General features: G+C 64.2%; 16 protein-coding genes and 1 pseudogene. 4 read left to right on the top strand and 13 right to left on the bottom strand.

The features are described 5' to 3' along the window. Positions 1-45: 45 nt before the first annotated feature. The 7 genes from ACFFDA_RS03045 to kdpF all read right to left on the bottom strand — a co-directional run bounded on the left by ACFFDA_RS03045 (position 46) and on the right by kdpF (position 9,330). Positions 46-948, bottom strand: coding sequence for a LysR substrate-binding domain-containing protein (locus ACFFDA_RS03045; protein WP_404478125.1), 903 nt, complete (start codon positions 946-948; stop codon positions 46-48). A gap of 556 nt (positions 949-1,504) precedes the next feature. After that, positions 1,505-2,212, bottom strand: a complete 708-nt coding sequence (locus ACFFDA_RS03040) for a response regulator transcription factor (protein WP_404478124.1) — start codon at positions 2,210-2,212, stop codon at positions 1,505-1,507. Then, the gene (locus tag ACFFDA_RS03035) at positions 2,209-4,878 is read right to left on the bottom strand and encodes a DUF4118 domain-containing protein (RefSeq protein ID WP_404478123.1); all 2,670 of its coding nucleotides are present in this window, start codon (positions 4,876-4,878) and stop codon (positions 2,209-2,211) included. Before ACFFDA_RS03035 ends, ACFFDA_RS03040 begins: the two co-directional genes overlap by 4 nt. Next, positions 4,875-5,465, bottom strand: coding sequence for a potassium-transporting ATPase subunit KdpC (kdpC, locus tag ACFFDA_RS03030; RefSeq protein ID WP_404478122.1), 591 nt, complete (start codon positions 5,463-5,465; stop codon positions 4,875-4,877). Before kdpC ends, ACFFDA_RS03035 begins: the two co-directional genes overlap by 4 nt. Positions 5,466-5,475: 10 nt before the next feature. Continuing rightward, on the bottom strand, positions 5,476-7,512 hold the full coding sequence (gene kdpB / locus ACFFDA_RS03025) for a potassium-transporting ATPase subunit KdpB (RefSeq protein ID WP_404478121.1): 2,037 nt from the start codon (positions 7,510-7,512) through the stop codon (positions 5,476-5,478). 10 nt (positions 7,513-7,522) lie between these two features. After that, complete coding sequence (gene kdpA / locus ACFFDA_RS03020) at positions 7,523-9,226, bottom strand: potassium-transporting ATPase subunit KdpA (protein ID WP_404478120.1); 1,704 nt, start codon at positions 9,224-9,226, stop codon at positions 7,523-7,525. Positions 9,227-9,240: 14 nt separating this feature from the next. Continuing rightward, positions 9,241-9,330, bottom strand: a complete 90-nt coding sequence (gene kdpF / locus ACFFDA_RS03015) for a K(+)-transporting ATPase subunit F (protein ID WP_404478119.1) — start codon at positions 9,328-9,330, stop codon at positions 9,241-9,243. Between the two features lie 92 nt (positions 9,331-9,422). Between kdpF and ACFFDA_RS03010 the strand changes: the two genes are divergently transcribed. The 3 genes from ACFFDA_RS03010 (at position 9,423) to corA (ending at position 11,074) form a co-directional block, all read left to right on the top strand. Further along, on the top strand, positions 9,423-9,755 hold the full coding sequence (locus ACFFDA_RS03010) for a hypothetical protein (protein WP_404478118.1): 333 nt from the start codon (positions 9,423-9,425) through the stop codon (positions 9,753-9,755). Between the two features lie 36 nt (positions 9,756-9,791). Beyond that, positions 9,792-9,950, top strand: coding sequence for a hypothetical protein (locus tag ACFFDA_RS03005; protein WP_404478117.1), 159 nt, complete (start codon positions 9,792-9,794; stop codon positions 9,948-9,950). A 155-nt stretch (positions 9,951-10,105) separates the two neighbouring features. Next, entirely contained in the window at positions 10,106-11,074 is a 969-nt protein-coding gene (gene corA, locus ACFFDA_RS03000; protein ID WP_404478289.1) for a magnesium/cobalt transporter CorA, read from the top strand. A 467-nt stretch (positions 11,075-11,541) separates the two neighbouring features. Here corA and ACFFDA_RS02995 read toward each other — a convergent pair whose 3' ends face one another. The 5 genes from ACFFDA_RS02995 to ACFFDA_RS02975 all read right to left on the bottom strand — a co-directional run bounded on the left by ACFFDA_RS02995 (position 11,542) and on the right by ACFFDA_RS02975 (position 19,432). After that, positions 11,542-13,581, bottom strand: a complete 2,040-nt coding sequence (locus ACFFDA_RS02995; RefSeq protein WP_404478116.1) for a glycoside hydrolase domain-containing protein — start codon at positions 13,579-13,581, stop codon at positions 11,542-11,544. Positions 13,582-13,642: 61 nt separating this feature from the next. After that, the gene (locus ACFFDA_RS02990) at positions 13,643-14,845 is read right to left on the bottom strand and encodes an SGNH/GDSL hydrolase family protein (RefSeq protein WP_404478115.1); all 1,203 of its coding nucleotides are present in this window, start codon (positions 14,843-14,845) and stop codon (positions 13,643-13,645) included. A gap of 12 nt (positions 14,846-14,857) precedes the next feature. Beyond that, entirely contained in the window at positions 14,858-17,773 is a 2,916-nt protein-coding gene (locus ACFFDA_RS02985; RefSeq protein ID WP_404478114.1) for a TonB-dependent receptor, read from the bottom strand. 83 nt (positions 17,774-17,856) lie between these two features. Then, positions 17,857-18,885 carry a FecR family protein gene (locus tag ACFFDA_RS02980; RefSeq protein WP_404478113.1) on the bottom strand — a complete coding sequence of 343 codons (1,029 nt, stop codon included), beginning with the start codon at positions 18,883-18,885 and terminating at the stop codon, positions 17,857-17,859. Next, positions 18,824-19,432: an RNA polymerase sigma factor gene (locus ACFFDA_RS02975; protein WP_404478112.1), complete on the bottom strand. Its 609-nt coding sequence runs from the start codon at positions 19,430-19,432 to the stop codon at positions 18,824-18,826. Before ACFFDA_RS02975 ends, ACFFDA_RS02980 begins: the two co-directional genes overlap by 62 nt. A 252-nt stretch (positions 19,433-19,684) precedes the next feature. Between ACFFDA_RS02975 and ACFFDA_RS02970 the strand changes: the two genes are divergently transcribed. Then, positions 19,685-20,620: a S1/P1 nuclease gene (locus ACFFDA_RS02970; RefSeq protein WP_404478111.1), complete on the top strand. Its 936-nt coding sequence runs from the start codon at positions 19,685-19,687 to the stop codon at positions 20,618-20,620. Positions 20,621-20,795: 175 nt separating this feature from the next. On the opposite strand, the pseudogene ACFFDA_RS02965 reads toward ACFFDA_RS02970, so the two are convergent. Next, positions 20,796-21,006, bottom strand: a pseudogene (locus ACFFDA_RS02965) (IS3 family transposase); the annotation flags it as partial. Between the last annotated feature and the right edge of the window lie 61 nt (positions 21,007-21,067).

Below are 21,067 nucleotides of genomic sequence, written 5' to 3'. Positions count from 1 at the left end.
GCCATCGCGACTAGCTCCCATTCCCCAAGGGAATGCTTGTGGCCATCAAGAAGCCAAGCCGGGATCGGTGGCGAAGGTCGCTGCCAGGAAATCCATGAACACGCGGACGCGCTGGGCCATCTTGCGTCCCCCGGTACTGACCAGATGGATTGGCACGGGCTCGGGCGTGAATTGCTCAAGCACCTGAACGACCCTGCCGGCGTCGAGGTCGGCGCGAAGGAGCGCCGAGGGGCCATGCAGAATGCCGAGCCCCGCAAGGACCGCTGCTCTCAGATCTTCGCCATCATCAGAGCGCACGGCGCCGACAGGCGTGACCGACAAGACCGTCTGCTCATCCCTAAAACGCCAGTCGTGGGTGGCGCCGCCCGTGTGGCCCGCGATCAGGCTGTGCCGGTCAAGGTCGTGGGGATGCCGGGGAACGCCGCGAGCAGCGAGATAACCCTCGGTTGCGACAGTCAGCATCTCCATGCTGCCGATCCTGCGCGCAATGAGGGTCGACGATTTGAGGGGTCCTACTCGCAAGGCCACGTCGATGCCCTCCTGGACCAGATCAACCGTCCGCTGGGCGACTGAGAACTCCACCGCGATTTCCGGGAATTGCGCAAGGAAATCAGGTAGACGGGGGATGATATACATCCGGCCCAACGCTGGCGGCGTAGCAACCCGGACGAGCCCTGCCGGACCCGAAATTCCGCTCCGGACCCGGCTCTCGGTTTCTTCCAGATCGGCGAGGAGACGGACCGCTGAATGATAGAGATCCAGACCCGCCGCGGTTGGCTTCAGTCCGCGTGAGGTGCGTTCCAGCAGCCGAACGCCAAGGCGGGCCTCCAGCGCCGCTACCTGCTTACTGACCGCAGGCTGGCCCAAGCCGCCTTCCTGCGCGGCACGGGTGAAGCTTCCGAGTTCAACGATGCGTATGAGAAGCTGTAAGGTTGAGAGGCGATCCATGAACTACATTCCATGCGGGAATGTTCATCGTGGCCCCTGTTGCTTCACCGTGCAACGCGCATCGCCTCGTGAAAACTCGTTGCAGGCGATTTCTACCAATCAGCTAGCTATTCGTCCCTCACTAAGAGGTCGATCACTCCGGGACCATCCGACTGGCAGCCGGAGGGGAGCAAACATGGGTCAATTTTCGGTCGAAACTTATAGACACCCCGGGCTCACAATTCAGTGGCAATCAACAGCGATGGCATCGCTTGTCGCACTCTTGCACCGCACACCAATAGATCGCTCTGTCTTGGACGAATGCGACGAAACGCTTTTGCTGGCCGGGACGGCGGCCTGTCTTTTTCTGCTACACCGTCAGCTTCAAGTATCATGTCGATCGCCCGATCATGATTGCGGATTGGCAAAAAAGCCCGGCATTAATCAGCCGGGCTCTCTCCATCTTTTAGAAGGCGGCAGTCAGCGAGGCGACGACGGCAGCGTCAGCGATGGAGCCGTTTCCGTCCTGACCTCGAGAGGCGCAGCCACACCTTTTTGTATAATCGAGCCGGATGGTTTATGCCTGCGGGGTATCCTCGGGGATGCGGAAGCGGTAGCCGATCCCGACGTCGTTGCTGATGATCTGCGGGCGTTGCGGGTCGCTTTCGAGCTTCTGACGCAAAGTTCGCACCAGCACGCGAAGGTACTCCACATGGCGCTCGTTTTCGTTGGGCCAGACATGGACCATGATCTGGTCGTGGGTGATGACCCGCCCTGGAAACTTGGCGAGCTGGGACAGTACCGCATATTCCTTGGGGGTAAGGTGCACTTCCTTGCCGCCCTTGGTAACCTTGCGATCGAGCAGGTCGACCTTCAGGTCGCCCGCCACGATCGCCGGAACGCCTCCGCCCCGCGTCATACGGTTGCGTAGCGCGACGCGAACCCGGGCGAGCAGTTCGTCGGTATCGAAAGGCTTGGTCAGGTAGTCGTCCGCTCCAAGATCGAGGGCCGCGACTTTCTCCTCGGTCGCGTCTCGCGCAGAGACGATGATGAGGGTGACGTCGGTCTGCTTCTTGATGAGCGGCACGAGTTCGAGTCCGTCGCGATCGGGAAGCCCGAGATCCAGCAGGACGATATCCGGCCTCTCGTCGCGGAGCTTGTCCAGTGCTTCTCGCCCATTTTCGGCCTCGACGGTCGTATAATCGGCGCGCGTCAGGGCGGCCTGGATCAACCGGCGAATGGATGGCTCGTCATCGACGATGAGAACCTTGTGGCGAACGTTCATGGTAGTTCCCTGCTTTCGAGATGGGCGATGATCAGAGATTTGGGAATACGTAGGGTGAAGCATGCCCCCCAGGGGTCCTCGTTATTGCTGGCCTCTACGGACAAGCCCATGGCCTCGGCGAAGCCTTTGACGATGGCGAGGCCAAGACCGGTGCCATGACGAACCCGGTCGGAGCCTTCGAGCCGGGTAAAGGTCTCGAACACCCGCTTCTCCTGACCTGAAGGGATGCCCGGCCCTTGGTCGATCACCGACAGCAGAAGAGCATCTGGCATCCGTCGGCAACGAATGACGATAGGCGATCCCGGATCAGCATAACGCCCGGCATTATCCAGCAGGTTGATGAGGCAATGGTGAAGCAGCACCGGGTCGAGTCGCACGAGCGGAATGTCGGGCACGATGTCCACCTCGACCACATGGTCATGCAGCGAAGTCCTCGTATCATGAACGGCGCCAGCGACAGCGTCGAACAGGTCGGTCGCCTCGACCTTAAGGGGCAATGCTCCCGCCTCCACGCGGGCCATATCGAGAAGGTTGGCGACGAACCGGTTGAGCCGCTGCGCCTCGGCATCGATCGTTTCCAGGAGGCCTTCGGACGGATGCTTGCGCATTTCCTGTATCGCCGACAGAATCGTTGTCAGTGGCGTGCGCAGGTCGTGGCTGACCGAGGATAGCAATGCAGAGCGCAGGCGATCGCGCTCGCCCACGGCTTGCACCTTCAGGTTTTCTTCTTCCAGCGCCATGCGGTCGAAGGCTATCGAGGCCTGGTCGAGAAGGCTCATCAGCAGCGGGACCTGGTCGGACCGAATTGGATCGCGGGTATCCTCGCGTGCGATCCCCAGCACGCCGAGCACGCCGCGCGTGGTCCGTAGCGGGTGGAACAACCAGTCGGATGCGGTCAACGTCGCCGATCCGCGCCCGGCGGGCTGCTCGTTGTCGATCGCCCATTGCGCCGCAGCGAGTTCGATCTGTTCGAGCCTGTCCTCCGGCGGGAACGCGGCGCGCAGGTCCGGACCATTGGCGGATGGCACCAGCAACACCGCCCGCACATCCAGCAGGCGGGCGACTTCGGCACAGATGGCCTGCACCAGTTCGTCCTGCGTCACTGCAGCAGTGAGCTGCCGAGAAAAGCTCGCGAGCGCGGCGTTCTGCCTTGCACTCGACCCGGCCATGTCGGCCTGCGCCCGCACCCGTGCCGCGAACTGGCTGGTGACGACCGCCACGCCAAGCAGGACGAGAATCGAGATCACGTTCTCGGGATTACTGACGGTCAGCGTGCCGGTGGGCGGCAAGAAGAAGAAGTTGTAGGCAAGGCTGGCGGACAGCCCCGCGAACAGCCCCGCGCGCAGCCCGAACGAGGCTGCTGCGAACATCACCGGCACCAGGAACAGCAGCGCGATGTTGCCGAGGTCGATGGCCTCGACCAGCAAGCGTCCGACCACCGCCATCGCCGCTACCATCAGCAGCGAGTACAGATAATTCGAAAGGGGGCCCCAATGCCCATGCCGGTGCGCCCGGCTGCGATCGGCTTTGTTGTCCGTGTGTTCGGACGGCAGGACGTGGATGGCAACGTCGCCGATGCTGCGCACCAGCCGGTCGACAACGGAGCCGTGCCGCGCTTCGAACCACCACGACCGGGTGGACTTGCCGATGACGACCTGCGTCGCACGCGCCTCTCGTGCAAAGCCGCGCAGACCCTCTACGACGTTGCCGGCCGGGATACTGGCGGTGGAGGCGCCAAGCCGCGAGGCGAGCGCCAGGGTGTCGGCAAGCTGGCGCCGATCCGCGTCGCCGAATTGCTGGTCGCGCTGGGTCTCGATATGCACCGCCGTCCAGGGTGCCCGGAGCGCGTCGGCCAGCCGCTTGCCTGCCCGGACCAGCCCGGCGGCATGGGCATGTTCATTGACGGCGACGACAATGCGTTCGCCTACAGCGAAGCTGCCGGCCAGGGCGTTCGCGCGCAAGTGCTCGAGCATCTGCGCGTCGACCGCCTGCGCCGCGCGGCGTAGCGCCAGCTCGCGCAAAGCGGTGAGATTGGATTTGGAGAAAAAGTGGCCGAGCGCCCGCGTCGCCTCGTGCGGAATATAGACCTTGCCCTCCTTCAGGCGCTCGATGAGTTCGTCGGGTGGAATGTCGACGACTTCGATCTCGGCCTGTTCGAGGATCGAATCGGGCACCGTCTCGCGCACCCTGACGCGAGTGAAGGAGGCGACGACGTCGTTGAGGCTCTCGACGTGCTGGATATTCAGGGTCGAATAGACGTCGATCCCGGCATCCAGCAGTTCTTCGACATCCTGATAGCGCTTGGGATGGCGGCTGCCCGGCGCATTGGTGTGCGCCAGTTCGTCCACCAGGACGAGGGCCGGATGCCGTTCCAGGATGGCGTCGATGTCCATCTCGCCCAGGCTGTGGCCGGCATGCTCCACCTGGCGACGGGGAACGATCTCGTGCCCGTGGACCAGCGCCTCGGTCTCGCGCCGGCCGTGGGTCTCGACCACGCCGACGATCACGTCCACGCCGCTCTCGCGCCGCTGCCGCCCCTCGGTGAGCATCTCCCAGGTCTTGCCAACGCCGGGAGCCGCCCCGAGGAAGATCTTGAGGCGGCCACGCCCCTCCTGCGCGGCGGCGCGCAGGAGGGCTTCGGGAGACGGGCGATCGGTTTCGGTCACCGGGCTGGTTTAGCGCCAAGAACGTCGAGACGTCGATTGAGTTCGAACACGTTCACGCGCGGTTCCCCCAGGAAACCGAGCAGCGGGCGTTCGATGCTGCCGGCGACGACGCGGCGCAGCGCCTCGGGCTCCAGTCCGCGCACGCGCGCCACGCGCTCGACCTGATACAAGGCCGCCTCGGGACTAATATCGGGATCGAGCCCCGAGGCGGAGGTGGTCACCAGGTCGGACGGAATGGATCGGCCTGGTGCCGCAGACTGTTGGCGCTCCACATCGGCCTTCACCCGGTCGGCGAGCGCCTGCGAGGTCGGGCCGAGGTTCGAGCCTGACGAGGCGAGCCCGTCGTAGCCCTTGCCGGCCGCCGAGGGGCGCGTCTGGAAGTAGCGCTCGGAGGTAAACGCCTGCCCGACCACCGTGGAGCCGATGACCTTGCCGTTCTCGGTGACGAGGCTGCCGTTGGCCTGGCCCGGGAAGATCGCCTGCCCGATCCCGGTGATGGCGAGCGGGTAGGCGAGGCCGAGCAAGACCGCGAAGAGCAGCGCCATGACGAATGCGGGACGCAGCGAAGAGAGGATGTCGTTGTTCATTGTCGCTTCCTCAGGCGAGACCGAGGCCGCCAACGGCCAGGTCGATGAGCTTGATGCCGATGAACGGCGCGATGAGGCCGCCGAGGCCGTAGACGGCGAGGTTGCGCGCCAAGAGCGGGCCAGCCCCCATCGGCTTGTAGGCCACGCCCTTGAGCGCGAGCGGCACCAGCAGCGGGATGATGAGGGCGTTGAAGATGATCGCCGAAAGGATCGCGCTTTGCGGGCTCGACAGGCCCATCACGTTGAGCACGCCGAGGCCGGGATAGAGCGCCACGAACATGGCCGGAATGATCGCGAAATACTTGGCCACGTCGTTGGCGACCGAGAACGTCGTCAGCGCGCCGCGCGTCATCAGCAACTGCTTGCCGAGGCCGACGATCTCGATCAGCTTGGTCGGGTCGCTGTCGAGGTCGACCATGTTGCCCGCTTCGCGCGCGGCCTGGGTGCCGGTGTTCATGGCGACGCCTACGTCCGCCTGGGCAAGCGCCGGGGCATCGTTGGTGCCGTCGCCGCACATCGCGACGAGACGGCCGCCTTGCTGTTCCTTGCGGATCAGCTCCAGCTTGTCCTCGGGCGTGGCTTCGGCGAGGAAGTCGTCGACCCCTGCCTCAGCGGCGATCGAGGCGGCGGTGAGCGGGTTGTCGCCCGTGATCATCACCGTGCGGATGCCCATCTGCCGCAATTCCCCGAAGCGCTCGCGGATGCCGGCCTTGACGATGTCCTTGAGGAAGATCGCACCGAGCAGTTTGCCATCCACGGCCACCGCGAGGGGGGTGCCGCCAGCACGGCCGATCTCGTCGGCTGCCCGGCGCAGTTCCGTCGCGGCCGCGGTCGCGCCCGCTTCCGGGTTCGCCTTCAGGATCGCCTGGACGGCGCCCTTCTGGACCACCCGGCCACCCGTGTTGACGCCGGAGATACGGGTCTGCGCGGTGAACGGGATGATTTCTGCTCCCTCGGGCAGAACCGTCGCGGTCTGGCCGAACTGGTCGCGAGCGAGCACGACGATCGAGCGGCCCTCGGGCGTTTCGTCGGCGAGGCTGGCGATCAGCGCGGCCTCGGCCAGTTCGTCGACATTCACCCCGCCTACCGGGCGGAACTCGGTCGCCTGGCGGTCTCCGATGGTGATGGTGCCGGTCTTGTCGAGCAGCAGCACGTCGATGTCGCCCGCCGCCTCTACGGCGCGGCCGGACTTGGCGAGCACGTTGAAGCGCACCAGGCGATCCATTCCGGCGATGCCGATGGCCGAAAGCAGCGCCGCAATCGTTGTCGGGATCAGAGTGATGAGCAGCGCCGCCAGGATCGAGACCGGGACCGAACCGCCAGCGTAGCTCGCGAACCCGGGAATGGTCCCGACCGCGATCAGGAAGATGATCGTCAGGCCAACCAGTAGCAGGGTGAGCGCGATCTCGTTGGGAGTCTTCTGGCGCTCGGCGCCTTCAACCAGTGCGATCATCCGGTCGAGGAAACCCTGGCCTGGGTTGACGGTGACCCTAACGCGGATCTCGTCGGAGATGACGCGGGTGCCCGCCGTCACGGCCGAGCGGTCGCCGCCTGCCTCGCGGATGACCGGCGCGCTCTCGCCGGTGATGGCCGCTTCGTTGACCGAGGCTACGCCGGCGATCACTTCGCCGTCCGACGGGATCAGGTCGCCGGTGCGCACGAGCACCACGTCGCCCTTTTTCAGCGCACTGGCGGGGACGTCGTCGTAGCGGTCTCCCTCCCCCTTCAGGCGCTTGGCGGTGAGTTCCGCCTTGGTGGCACGCAGCGAAGCCGCCTGCGCCTTGCCGCGCCCCTCCGCGAGGGCCTCGGCGAAAGTGCCGAACAGCACCGTCAGCCACAGCCACGCGACGAGCTGGATCTTGAAGCCGGCGGCGAGGCCGTCCTGCCCGACGATGAGCAGGACCGTCAGCAGCACCGCGACGACGGCGGTGGTGAACATCACCGGATTGCGGATGAGCTGCCGGGGATCGAGTTTGCGGAAGGCATCGCCGATCGCCGGAACGATCAGGTCTGCCGTGAAAAGCGATTTGGATTCGGACCGAGCCATTGGATGATCCTTAGGAAAGCTTGCCGCTGATCATCGCGAGATGATCGGCGATGGGACCAAGCGCGAGGCCGGGCAGGAAGGTCAGGCCGCCGACGATCAGCACGATGCCGACCAGCAGGCCCGTCCAGAGCAGGCCTGTCGTCGGGAAGCTGCCCGCACTCGCGGGGGTGTACTTCTTGGCGGCAAGACTGCCGGCCACGGCAAGCATCGGGATGATGATGAAGAAGCGGCCCAGCCACATCGCCACGCCCAGCATGCCGTCGTAGAACGGCGTGTTGGCGGTGAGCCCGGCGAAGGCCGACCCATTATTGGCGACCGCGCTGGTGAAGGCGTAGAGGATCTCCGAGAACCCGTGCGGCCCCTTGTTGAGCGGTCCTGCGAGCCCGGCCGGGAGCACCGCGGCGATCGCGGTCATGCCCAGGATGATGAGCGGCAGCACCGCGATCGCCAGCACCGCCAGCTTGACCTCGCGGCTCTCGATCTTCTTCCCGACGTATTCGGGCGTGCGTCCGACCATCAGTCCTGCGACGAACACGGCGAGAATGGCGAAGAGCAGGAACCCGTAGATGCCCGCGCCGACGCCGCCGACGACGACTTCGCCCAGTTGCATGTTGAACAGCGGGATCAGCCCGCCGAGAGCGGTGAAGCTGTCGTGCATGGCGTTGACCGCGCCGCAGCTCGCCGCCGTCGTGACGACCGAGAACAGCGAGCTTGCGGCGATGCCGAAGCGCACTTCCTTGCCCTCCATGTTGCCGCCGGGGACGGCCAGAGCATGCAGCACCGGGTTTCCGGCAGACTCCTGCCAGTAGGTGATGGTCGTGCCCGCGAGGAACAGAACCATCATCGCGGCGAGGATCGCCCAGCCCTGGCGCGTATTGCCCACGGCCTTGCCGAACGTGTAGGTCAGGCCGACGCCGATCGCGAAGATCGAGAGCATCTGTACCAGGTTGGTCAGCGCGGTCGGGTTCTCGAAGGGATGCGCGGAATTGGCGTTGAAGAAGCCGCCGCCGTTGGTGCCGAGCATCTTGATCGCTTCCTGCGAGGCGACCGGGCCGAGCGCGAGAGTCTGCTTGATTCCCTCCAGCGTCGAGACGTCGACCGACCCCGCCAGCGTCTGCGGCACGCCGCTCGCGATCAGGAACAGCGCATAGACGATCGAGACCGGCAGCAGCAGGTAGAGGGTGACGCGGGTCACGTCGGCCCAGAAATTGCCGATGCCCGACGCGCTCCGGCGGGCGAAGCCGCGGAACAGCGCGAAGGCGAGCGCGATGCCGGTAGCGGCCGACAGGAAGTTATGGATCGTCAACGCCAGCATCTGCGACAGGTTCGACATTGTCGATTCACCGCCGTAGCTCTGCCAGTTGGTGTTGGTCGTGAAGCTGACCGCCGTGTTGAAGGCCAGATGCTCGCTGAGGGCACCATAGCCCAGCGGATTCAGCGGCAACAGCGCCTGCGCCCGCAGCAAGACATACGTCAACAGCAGCAACATGCCGTTGAAGATCAGCATGTGCACCGCGTAACGGCGCCAGGACTGATCTTCGTCTGGATTGATGCCCGAAAGCTTGTAGAATCCGCGCTCGACGGGGCCGAGGGCTGAGTGGAGCGGCGTCCTGCGTCCTTCGTAGAGCGCGAAGAGCCACAGGCCCATCGGCTTGGTGATCGCCAGCAGGATGCCGACGAAGGCCGCGATGAGCAGCCATCCCTGAACGGTCATGGTGCTGCTCCCCCCTAGAAGCGTTCGGGCCGTGCGAGCACGGCTACGAGATAGACGAGAAGGCCGAGCGCGGTGAGCGCGGCAAGCCAGAGGTCGATGGTCATGGTTGCCCCCTCACGCCTTGTCGCACAGCGCGGCATAGCCGAGGCTGGCGATCAGTAAGACGAGGAAGAGGCCCACCCAGAGGATGTCCTGCATGATGATGCTCCTGCATGCCCGTCACCGCGGCGCGCGGGACGAGTCGTATGCAGCCGACCCATTAGGACGATACGCCGTTGAAATTCGAGACGAGCAAACCTCGAACCGCATAGTATTTGCATATGATCGCTTTGATTATTCGCGACCTGGCGCAAAAACCGGGGTGAAGGACGCGAGCCAGCACCATGCACCCGGACGGGTGCATAGCGATTTTTCTACGCGAATGCCGTTTTCGTCGTCTGGAGAAATAACGGGAATCCGAGGCATGGCGTTGCTGCTTCGCCGCGAGGAAATGCGTGCGCTGGTCGCGTGCCGTTCGGTCGCGCGGTAAATACGGGCGGGTTGGAGCGACTTTCTGGAGACCCTCATGTTCTTTTATCGTTCGCATCTATCCGCTGCGGTTTCTCCCAGCCTGCTGCGTAAAGCCAGATCCACCGCCGGCTCGGTCGAGCGGAAACGACCCGTCGAAAAACGCATCTTCGGGACTCTGTCGATTGGTCGACGCTGCGGCGAAGTTGAAGAATGACGTCCAAGCGAACGACGACCGGGCCGATCCGCGTTGTATCGCCCATGCCTGAGGACCTGTTCGGGAAAGCCGACCGGTTCACATTCTACGAGGAGCAAATTGCCGCTACCTGCGCTTTTGTCCCGCCCCTTGAAGTTGGGCAGCGGAGTGAAATCATGAGTGTGGTTGCTGCGGTTCTCTATCAAAACGGCCAGCGGGTGCGGGACATCGATGTAACCGAGAAGGTTCATTGTCCCGACGACCGATCGGAATTCGTCTGGATCGGGCTGCTCGATCCAACGCCCGAGGACCTGCGCTCGCTGCAGGCGCAGTATGGGCTCCACCCCCTGGCCGTTGAGGATGCCATCAGCGGTAAACAGATCCCCAAGGTCGACGTTTACCGCGACCAGCTGTTCGTGACCGCGCGAACCGCTGAACTCGTCGGTGACGAGATCCGCTACGGGGAAGTTTCGATCTTCGTCGGGCACAGCCACATCATCACCGTTCGCCATGGCCATGAGCGCGAATTCTCCAAGCTTCGAGGGCAACTCGAGCAGGACCCCGGCATGCTGCAGAAGGGCGTGGATTACGTGCTCCACGCCATCCTCGACTACATCGTCGACGGCTACCTGCCGATCATGGAGACGATCGAAGAGGACACCCTGGCGATGGAGCGTCGGACAGTGGACAGCTTTCTGGGCCGGGATGAGGTCATCCGCATCTTCAGCCTGCGCCGGGAGATCATACGCTTCCAGCGCGTGCTGATCCCGATGGGCGAAGTCGCCGCCAAGTTCGTGAGGGCTGATCTGCCTTGCATCGATCATGATGCCCGTCCCTACTTCAGCGACGTCAACGATCACGTCCGCCGGGTCCAGGCGATGGCGGAGGGGCTCAAGGAGGTCCTCAATTCGGTATTCGAATTCAGCAACCTGCTAGAGCAGCAGCGAACGGGCGCTATCACCCGTCAGCTGGCGGCGTGGGCGGCCATCCTGGCCGTGCCGACCGCCATTGCGGGCATCTACGGAATGAACTTCAAGAACATGCCGGAACTCGAGACGCGTTATGGATATCACGTCGTCCTGGGGGTGATCGCCTGCATCTGCCTGCTGCTTTACACCCGCTTCAGGAAGCTGAAATGGCTTTGAACCGGCCTCTCGCTGGGGCGCCGTCATAGCCCGCACCAGTCTCGACCCGATAGAATCGGTTCTCGAAACACTCAGGCTTGAAGTGGTCTTCGGGGTCTGGCTCGCTGTTCCTGCAGGACGGAGACAGGCCGATGATGGGCGAGCCGACGGTGGGGCAGGAAGCGCTGTTCTACAGCGTCACACTTCGATCTCTCCACTCGGTCAAAACCGGCTTCTTCAATACTATCGTCGGTCGTCGCAAATCAGTGAAATCTAAATTCAAATGTGCCGGATACCTTCCAAGATCGCTTCCGTAAGCCGTTGAGTTCCGCTTGCGTCAGGCCACGACAAGACCATTTTAGCGACACCGATTGATGATAAAGGGCGGCGGAGCGCTGTCCAATGTGTTGTGCCAGCAAGCTCGGAACGAGAATTCCTCATCGCATTGCCCGGCGATCCCGCTCCACGCCGCATGACGATGTTCCATGTTATCTGCCGATCTGGAGCTCGCCGCCAGATTGCAGCGATCGATGGGCGACGGAGGGGCCGTTCACAACCTCACCATTCCAGAGCACCGAGCCGCTTTCGCTACTGGAATTACGCCGAATTATGCGGATTTCCGGGCCACCATTTGGTCGAATGCTGAGGCGCTCAAACGCGGGGGGGATGACGATATATTCCGGCTTGCCTGGGGTCAGGGGATAAAGGCCGAGCGAGGCCCATACATACCATGCGGCCATGCCGCCGGCGTCGTCGTCCATGCCATCGGCATAGCCTTCCGGGGCAAGCTCAAAGCTGCGGCCATGCCAGGGGATCGGTCTCTTGCCGGCGTTGGTGTACCAATGGTCGATGGGGCGATCGAGAATCTCGCCGACTAGCGCCGCGGTCCTGCCTGGCTGTCCTGCCCCGGCGAACAGGAACGGCGCCTGAATGTCCGGCTGGTTGGTCATGTTGAAAAGGCCCTGGTCGAAGAACCGGCCCAGTTCCCGGTTGAAGCGCTCCCGGCCCATTTCCTCGTCGACCAGCCATGGCAGGTCGAAGACCGGTGCCCAGCGATATTGCCACAAGGTGCCCTGATAGAGCCCTCGTGCCTTCACCACATCGAAGTCCGGCGAGACATTCTCGAACACGTTGCGCCACATCGATCGATACTGCAGGGCGCACTTGTGCAATCGGTCTGCCAGCTCGGTATCGCCAAGGTCGCTTGCCAGTTCGGCTGCGGCCCATATATCGTAGGCCGTCTCGATCTGCTGGTCCGGCGCCTTTTGCGGCAGCGCATCCAGTTCCTTCACCATGAGCGGCAGGATGGCGGCGGCATCGAAACCGTCGATACCCTTGCGCCGGAAGTCGAGCAGGGCGACGCCTGCGTGCTCTGTCCGCACGGTGATGAACGGCTCGTTCTTCGTGGCCCACTGGGCCTTGCCGGCAAGGTACAGTTCCGCAAGCGAGGCGGCCACGTCGGCGGACCGTTCTGGGTCGAGCAACCCCAGGAGCGGGAGCTGGGTGCGGTAATTGTCCCAGATGGCCCAGCCTGAATAGCGATGGTGGCCCCGCGTCACCCGGTGCAACGATCCGTCCGATCGGCGGTACTGGCCGTCTGCATCGTCGATGCGGGCAGGGGTCTGCAGTACGCGGAACAGGTGGGTGTAGAACAGTCGGGCCCGCTCGTCCGACCCTGGGACGCGGATCCGTTCCAGCTCACGCGACCAGGCAGCGCGGGCATTCTGCCGGATCGTCTCGAGCGAATGGCTGCCAAGTGACCGCTTCAGCACACGCCGCGCCGAGCGGGGGTCCACGACCGACAGGCCGGTGCGCACTTCTATCCGGTCGCCCGCCGATACCGGGATATCGAACGCGAGCCTGTCACCGTCGAGCATAGTACCCTTTGCCTTCAGCACCTTGCCGTTCAGGCTGAGCATGCTGGCGAAGGAGAGGTGATAGATGCCTTCGTCGCAGACCGTTCCTGCGGACATGCTGCCGCGCAGGTCATTCGCGCCGGTGCTGCTCCACTCGGCGCTGTGCCGTTTGGTGTAGCTGTGGCGCGGATCGAGCACGATATGCACGCTTCCCGCGCGGGACAGCGTGAAACGCGAAACGCCTGCGGCGCCGATCGCGGCAAGGTCTGCCTGGATCCCGCCACCGTACCGCACCGAGTACCAGCCCGGCCCGGCCTTTTCGGAACCCTTGTCCATCGGCCATGGGCCATTCTCTCCGGCATAGCCGACGGTCACCAGCAGGTCGCCACCACCACCGCCGCATCCCACGCCCACCGCGCGGGTATGGGAGAAGCCCCGAAGGCGATCCGCGCGGTAATCGTAGCCTGCATGCTGGGCAGGGACCGTGTCAGGCGAAAGCTGCACCATGCCGAACGGGCCGGTGGCAGCCGGCGTCAACTGTCCGTGATCTCCCGAGGTGCCGACGAAAGGATCCACCAGATCGACCGGAACGGCTTCTTCGCCGGCGGCCACCGCCACGGGAAGACAGGTGAGGCCGATGCCGGCAATGGAGATGCCGATGTGCTTCATCATGACCGGCCTCTGGCCGGAGCCCGCGCGTCATGCCGCAGGCGAACGGGGTCTGATAAAGGGATCACCGGCCGGCCCGGAACAACGACAGGGGAACGGCGCGCCCCATCGCCTCGTATCCGCCGTTGCCGGGATGGAGGTGGTCCCCGGAGTCAAACGCATGCTTGAGCATCGGTGGAGTGGAGGTGTCGCGCAGTGCGGTGTCGAAATCGACCACGGCGTCGAATTCTCCGGACGTGCGGATCCAGACGTTCACATCCTGGCGAATCTGTTCCATGCCCGCGTCGTAGGCCTTCCAGCCGGAACCCGGAGTGATCGTGCCGCCGATGACCCGGATGCCGCGCGCGTGGCCGAACGCGATGAGCTTGCGATACCCCGCGATCAGGTCTGCGGCCGCGATGGGCGTTTCACCTGGCAAGGTGGCGCGCCAGATGTCGTTTACGCCTTCGAGCACGATCAAGTGCGTGACGCCCGGAACCGAGGCCACATCGCGCTCCAGCCGGTCGATGCCCGCCGTGCCGCGGCCGTCGCGCAACAGGCGGTTGCCGCTGATCCCCATGTTGACGACGCCGCAGTGCGCACCGGATCCCGCCTCCATCAGCCGGCGTGCCAGCACGCCCGGCCATCCGCGCCAGTCGGTGCGGGTGCCACGCGCGCCTTCGGTGATGGAATCCCCGAACGTCACGATGGTACATGTCGCGGCGTCATTATGCACGGCAAGCTGGCTGACGAGCGGGCGCAGCTTGACCGGTACGAGCGTGGCGCCTGCCGCATCCACCGCGCCGGCGGCGAATGCGACGGGGAAACCGGCGTTGCCCGCTACGGTCGTGCTGGGGGCGGATGTGTCGATTGTCACCACAATATCCTCACCGGCGCGCACATTCAGGGGCACCGGCTGCGTTTGTAGCGTGCCCCCGCCGGGCAGGGTCAGCGAGGGACCGTCCGCAAATATCACCGGCCGTGACTGTGCCGGATCGATCGCGAAGCCGTCGTTGGTGGCCCGGGCCACGCTCATCGAGGCGATCTGAAGCGGCTGCGCGCCGTCGGGATTGGTCAGCACGAGCCGAAGCGCATCGCCCGACTGGCTGGAACGGATGCGGTAGCGATAGGTACCGGCTGGCAGGGTGTCCGCCACGCTCCTGGTGGCGGGCGATGTCGCATAGCCCCAGGCGCCCACCCATCCGTCCCCTGGCGCGGCCTGAGCGGAGGTTATGGTCGAACCGACAACGACTCCGGCGAACGCGGCGAGTGCGGCACAGATCTTCATCGCAACACCTCTTCAGAACTTGAAGCGCAGGGCTGCGGAATAGCTGCGCCCTTCGAAGTAGACGCGATCGGTGAAGGCCTTGGTGCCCCAATAGGCGCGCTGCGGCCGATTGAGCAGGTTGGTGCCATCCAGGGTCAGCGAAAGGTTGCGATTGATGTTGTAGGAGGCTGATGCCGCCAGCCGCGAGATCGGATACCAGTTCAGGTTCTTGGTCGGATCGACCAGGTTGTAGGACAGCGTGAAGTCGCTGCGCCAGGACCACGCCACCTTGGCGCGGAACCTTCCGTCGTCATAGAACAGGCTGGCGTTGTAGCTGTGCTTGGAGATGCCGGTGGTCTGGCCCTTGAATGCTGCCGTTGCGGCGGTTGCGGGCAGATCCTGTCGGGAATCGATGTACGTATAATTGGCGGAGGCGCCGAAGTGACGAAGGATGCCCGGAGCAAAGTCGAAGAAGGTGCTGCCCGCAACTTCTATGCCCTTGATATAGCCATCTCCCGCATTGACGAACTTGGTCACGTCCACCGTGCCCAAGGCGCCGGGGATACTGTCGTCGGGCACCTTGGTGCGCACGATATAGCCGCGCACGTCCCGGTAGAATCCGGCGAGAGACAGGGAGCCCGTGCGCCCGAGATAATATTCGAGCGATAGATCCCAGTTGTTCGAACGTACCGGCTTCAGGTCGGGATTACCCGCCGTCGCGGTACCTGTGTAATCGCCCGAGGAAGACTGAACCTGCACCAGCGCAACCGTGGGATTGAGGTTGCTGAAATCGGGTCGGCTGAAAGTCTTCGTCCAGGCGGCACGAAGCTGCAGCTGAGGCGTGAAGTGAGCGACGGCACTTATGGCCGGATCGACGTCCAGATAGTTCTGACGGCCGTGGATCGGCTGGAAACGGGTGACCGTGCCGCCCGAGCTGGGAGTCCTCTCCGCGATGCTCTGCGTGCCGTTGATCGAGAGCCAGGTGTTCACCACCCGCGCGCCGGCCACACCGTCGATCGGCACGCCGGCCAGTTCGAAGCCGTACTTGAACTGGCCGTAGGCCGCGAAGCTGTTTTCCTTGCCGTCAAAGGCGTTGATCGGGTCGAAGGCGGGCCGCCCGTCGTCCGTGAAATATCCGCCCTTCAGAGTTCGGACATAGTTGTTGAGCGCGATCACGTTGGCTTCGCTGTTCAGATAGGTTGCGTCGTAGCCTACCCAGCCTGTCGGGATCGCGGCATCATCGCCGCCCGGTCGCCGCGAGAGCACCGCAGGCGTAGCGCCGCCGGGAAAGGCGGACATCGGCAGGTTCAACGCGTTCAGATCGACGAGCCCCGTTCCCGAACGGTACTGCACCGTACGGCGAGCATAGCGAAAGCCGGTCTTGAACGAGCGAAAGAACCCGGTCCCGGTGTCCAGCTCCAGATCGGTACGCCATTGCAGGCCCTTGCCTTTCTGCCGTTCGCGCGTGTCGGAATAGGCGCGGACGTGGAACTGGCTGACGTCGGACAGATCGACGCTGGGATAGGAATAGGAAAGGCCGCCCCACTTGCTGTCGCTCTGGAACACCGCATCGATGGTCGGCGCCTTGTTGAAGCCGAGCAGGAAGAGCTGCTGGTCGGTTTCCACGCGCGAAGTCGTATAGACCGCGCTTGTCGTCAGCTTGGCGATGCCCGAGGTGAAGTCCGCGCCGACTTCGATCTGCGTCGTGTCGAGCAACTGGCGGGTGTGGTTCGATCGGGCTCCGGAGTTTGCGGTGGCGGTGAAGCTGGCGCTCTTGACGATGTTCGTGCCGTCCACGAGCTGGACGTTGCGAAGAACGGTATTGGCCGCAATGTTGGTCTGGAAATCGGTATCGGTGTAGGTGTTGTCATCCGTGACGTTCGTCGCGCGCACATACATTCCGAAATTGTACGCCGGGCGCCACTGGATCTCTCCGGTCAATACAGGGCGCTCGTAACGCCCCTTCGGGTTCTTGGCGAGAATGCCGCTGGGAAAGCTGTAGCCCGCCGCATTGGTCTGGGGGCCAAGATTCTCGCGATAGGATTCGTAGTAGTCCCTGCGCGTGTAGCTGGCATTGACCATCGCGCCGATTTCGCCGGCGCCGGTGTCCCAGTTGCCGGCGATCAGCACATCGCCATTGTACATCAGCTTGTCTGCCTGGTCGTCGTACGTGCCGCGCACGGTGCCTGCGACGCTGATGCCCTTCTTGAAATCGAGGGGCTGGCGCAGTTGCACGTCCACCGCGCCGCCGATGCCGCCCTCGATCAGGTCCGGGGTCAGCGCCTTGTACACTTCGATCGAGCGGATGAGGCCGGCGGGATAGCTGTTGAGCAGCGTGCGGCGGGAAGCGCCGGTATAGGCTTCCTGTCCGTTGATCATGGTGACCACGCTGGAAATGCCGCGGATGGTGATCGACTGCCCTTCGCCGCGATTGCGGAAAACCTGCACGCCGGGAAGACGCGCCAAGGCTTCGGTCGCGCTGTTGTCGGGGAGCTGGCCGATGTCCTCGGCGGCCACCGCATCGACGATGGCGTCGGAGTTGCGCTTGATCTCACTGGCTTTGTTCAGGCTGGCGCGAAAGCCTGTGACCACGATGTCGTCCGCCGCCGCGGCGTCGCTGGGCGCGGCCGCACGCGCTTCGCTCTCCCTGACGCGGCGCAGGACGATGCGCGCGCCGTCGTCGGCCGCCACTTCCAGGCCGGTGCCGCCGATCAGCAGGCGCAGTGCCGTGCGCGCATCCATGCGTCCCTTGAGCGGTCGGCTGCGGATCTGGTCGATACCATCGCCGGGGGCGACGATCTGCAATTGCGCCTGTCGGCCGAGCGAGGCGATCGCGCCGGGCAGGGGCTGGGCGGGAATGTCGAACTGACGCTCCTGCGCGATGGCGGGCGTGGCGATCGCGCAAGCGACTACGGCCAGCCCGCAGCCGGAAAGAAATCTCGAATGCATCTGCAAACTACCCCAGTGCGGCGTTTCTGCCGCGTTCACAGGCTAGATGCGAGCCGTCCGGCGATCCTCCACCTGCCCCGCAATTATTTTCGCGAAAGCGTGATCGTATCGTCCGAGGTGCGTACGCGCAGGTCGTGCGCAAGGCCTGCGGCCTGCGCGAAACCGGCGGGATCGCTGGTGGAAAAGACGCCGGCGATCTTGAGACGGGCAACGTCCGGATCGGCGATCACGATCTGTCGGTCCGAATACCGGGCATACTGGCGCGCTGCATCGGCGAGGGTCAGGCCGGTCAGGTCCATTTCCCCACGCTGCCAGAGGCCCAGCCGGTCAACCTCTCCGGCGCTGAGTTTTTCGATGGCCACCGCGCCCTGCGACGGGACCAGCACTCGGTCGCCTGCCGAGAGAACGAGTGCCGCAGTCCGGCCGTGGTGCACCTCGACCCTGCCTTCGCGCACGGTGACGGACACTTCGCCAAGGTCGGACAGGTGGACGACGAAACTGGTGCCCACCACCCGGATGCGCACCGCGCCGGCATCGACGATGAACGGGCGTGCCGGGTCGCTCGCGACATCGAAGTTCGCTTCGCCCGCGAGCAGGCTGACCCGGCGCTCCAGGGGCTTCATGTCGACGGCCACCTCGGTGCCGGTATTGAGCGTGACGGCGGACCCATCGCGCAGCGCGGCACGGCGCACGTTACCCTTGTCGGCCACGATGGTCTCTGTGCCTATCAGCCGGTCCCAACCCACTGCGGCCAGCAGCGACGCGGCAATCGCGCCGGCTGCTCCGCCCAGCCAGAGCCGCCGGCTGATGCCGCGTTTCTCTGCGGGCGCGATCGAAATGACGGGCTCTTCTTCGGCAGGATTTTCCGCTTCGGAAATGCCGCGATGGACGCCCAGCGCAACGGCCCGATCAAGATAGGCGTTGCTGGCCATGGCCCGGGCAAAGGCACCGGCATTGCGCGGATCGGCGCTCGTCCAGGCTTCCAGCTCGGCTTCTTCCTCGGCCGTCAGCGTTTGGGAGTCGGCACGCTGCGCCCAGTGCGCGGCGCGCTCATCCCGCGCGTTCACGCCGTCCGGAAGGGTCGCTGGTGTTGCTGTCGTCTCGCTGCTCACGCAGCCTAGATGACGCATTGCGCGAATTTCCGCCACGCCCGATTGCATTTGTGAGCAGGGCGAGCGCCTTGACCATGTGCTTTTCGATCGTGCTTTCGGCGATCCCGAGTGCCTCAGCCGTCTCGCGCTGGCTCAGGCCCTCGACCTTTCGCAGGGTGAACACCTCGCGGCAACGGTCCGGCAGCGCGGCGATGGCCGCCGATACGCGCGACAGTTCCTGCCGGTCCGCGACGACGCGTTCGGGCGAGGGCGCATCCTCCGGGATCTCCAGAACCTGCGCGTTCGCCTCGACATCGATGGTGACGACCTTGGCGCGGCGCAGCGATTGCAGCACCACCGACTTGGCCACCTCGAACATGTAGGTTCGGGGATTGCGGATGTGATCGACCTGATCGATGGATGCCAGGATCGCATAGGTTTCCTGCACGATATCGTCGACTTCCAGCCCGGCCGATGCCGCACGCGGCCCCAGCCACTGCCGTAGCGCAGCTTCGTGAGGAAAGACATTGCGCCCCAGCCAGGCGGCACGTTCTCGCGAGAAGGACATTGCCGCAGCGACTATCCGGCGATGATGACACTTTGGATACAGCTGCGCTCTGTTGCGGAGGTTTTCCTGCTCATCAGCCTCTCTCCCAAAAATATCCTCTGCAGCGTGGAGGATCGCCTGTGCCTTTGCATCTAAGTGGCGGTCCCGAGCTGCAGGACCAGATGCCTACGCCCTGAATGCCATGCCGTGCAAGCCCGTCATCATGCGGCGTTGGTTTCATGAACGCAGCGCCGCGAACGCTCTGGAGGAACGATGATTCGGCAAACAATCCTGAAACGGCTGCGTCTTGCAGCTTGCCTGCTGCCACTGGCGGTCATGTCCGTCGCCACGCCTGCCCATGCCTGGACCCGCACCCCGCATGCCGTGGTGGGCTGGATCGCCGAAGCCGAGCTGAAGAAGGACAACCCGGCGGTCTGGCAGAAGGTGAAGGCGCTGCTGGGCGATGGCGAACTGTATGATGAAGCGGTGGCGAAATGGGCGGACGATGTCCGTACCAGCTACCCCAACCTGGCCCATTCGGTGCGTATCCCGGTTCTGGGCACGGTGCCGCTGGCATCGGACCCCGCCTGCATCGCCGACAGTCCCCAGACGATCTGCGCCGACAAGGCGATCGCGCAGTATTCGGCCATCCTGCACGATGCGTCAGGGCACAGTGCGGCCGAGCGTCTGGACGCGCTGAAGTTCATACTGCACCTGGTGGGCGACCTGCATCAGCCTCTGCATGGCACCGAGCCTGGCGGAGCCCAGACCAAGGTCATCATTCCCGGTGGCATCCTGAATGTGGACGCGGGCGGCAACGCCATCGCCACGGATATTCATTCGGTGTGGGACTATGCCATCGTGAAGCGGCATCTCGGCAACGACGGGACCGCCAACACCCTAGGGTGGGAGCTTTGGGGCAATACATCGCTAAATCCTCCCGTGGGCGGAACGGCGCGGGACTGGGCCGTCGAGAGCCGCGATCTGGCGAAGAAGTACATCTTCCTCGATCCGGTGACGCCAAGCTCCAACGATGCCTACAAGGTGGCGGCTTGTGGTGGCCGGACCGGTATCGTATGTCCGTCCACGGCAAAGGTGCTCCCGGCAGATTACGAGACGCGTAACTACTATCTTGTGTCTTATCGACTTAAACAGGCGGGCCTGCGACTGGCCGACGTGCTGGTGAATGCGCTCACGACTACGATTTGAACCACGCTGCCGCTAGCAAGCCATGAAGTGTGCAGCCGGCAAAGAATTGCGGTTCAATCTCAAGGCGGGCTGGCTTTGGGCGCGGGCGAGCCATCGTCATGACGCATTCATGGGCGCGCAGGCGGAGATTGCGTTAAATTGGCCCGCTCCTCTGGATCTGGCTTCTGGATGAGCGTCAATCCCTCACCAGCGGCAGGTTAATCCTAAAACTCTCGTCCCAGTCGTGCTTGCGTACCGGGTCGTAGAACATCTCTATGTAGTCGAACACGTCCGGCCGGGCTTCCTTGCGTGTTTTGTAGATGCGGCGCCGGATGCGCTCACGTTTGAGCGCGGAGAGGAAGCTCTCGGCGACCGTTGTCATGGCAGTTGCCGCGCCGGCTCATCGAATGCTCGCAGTCTGCTCGCTCGCTGGTCGACGATATAGATCTCGGCACGGTGCGGTCGTCC

The organism is Novosphingobium sp. BL-52-GroH, assembly GCF_044813085.1.
Lineage (GTDB): Bacteria > Pseudomonadota > Alphaproteobacteria > Sphingomonadales > Sphingomonadaceae > Novosphingobium.
Note: the sequence above shows the minus strand (reverse complement) of the source record. Positions and strands in the feature narration are given on the sequence as shown.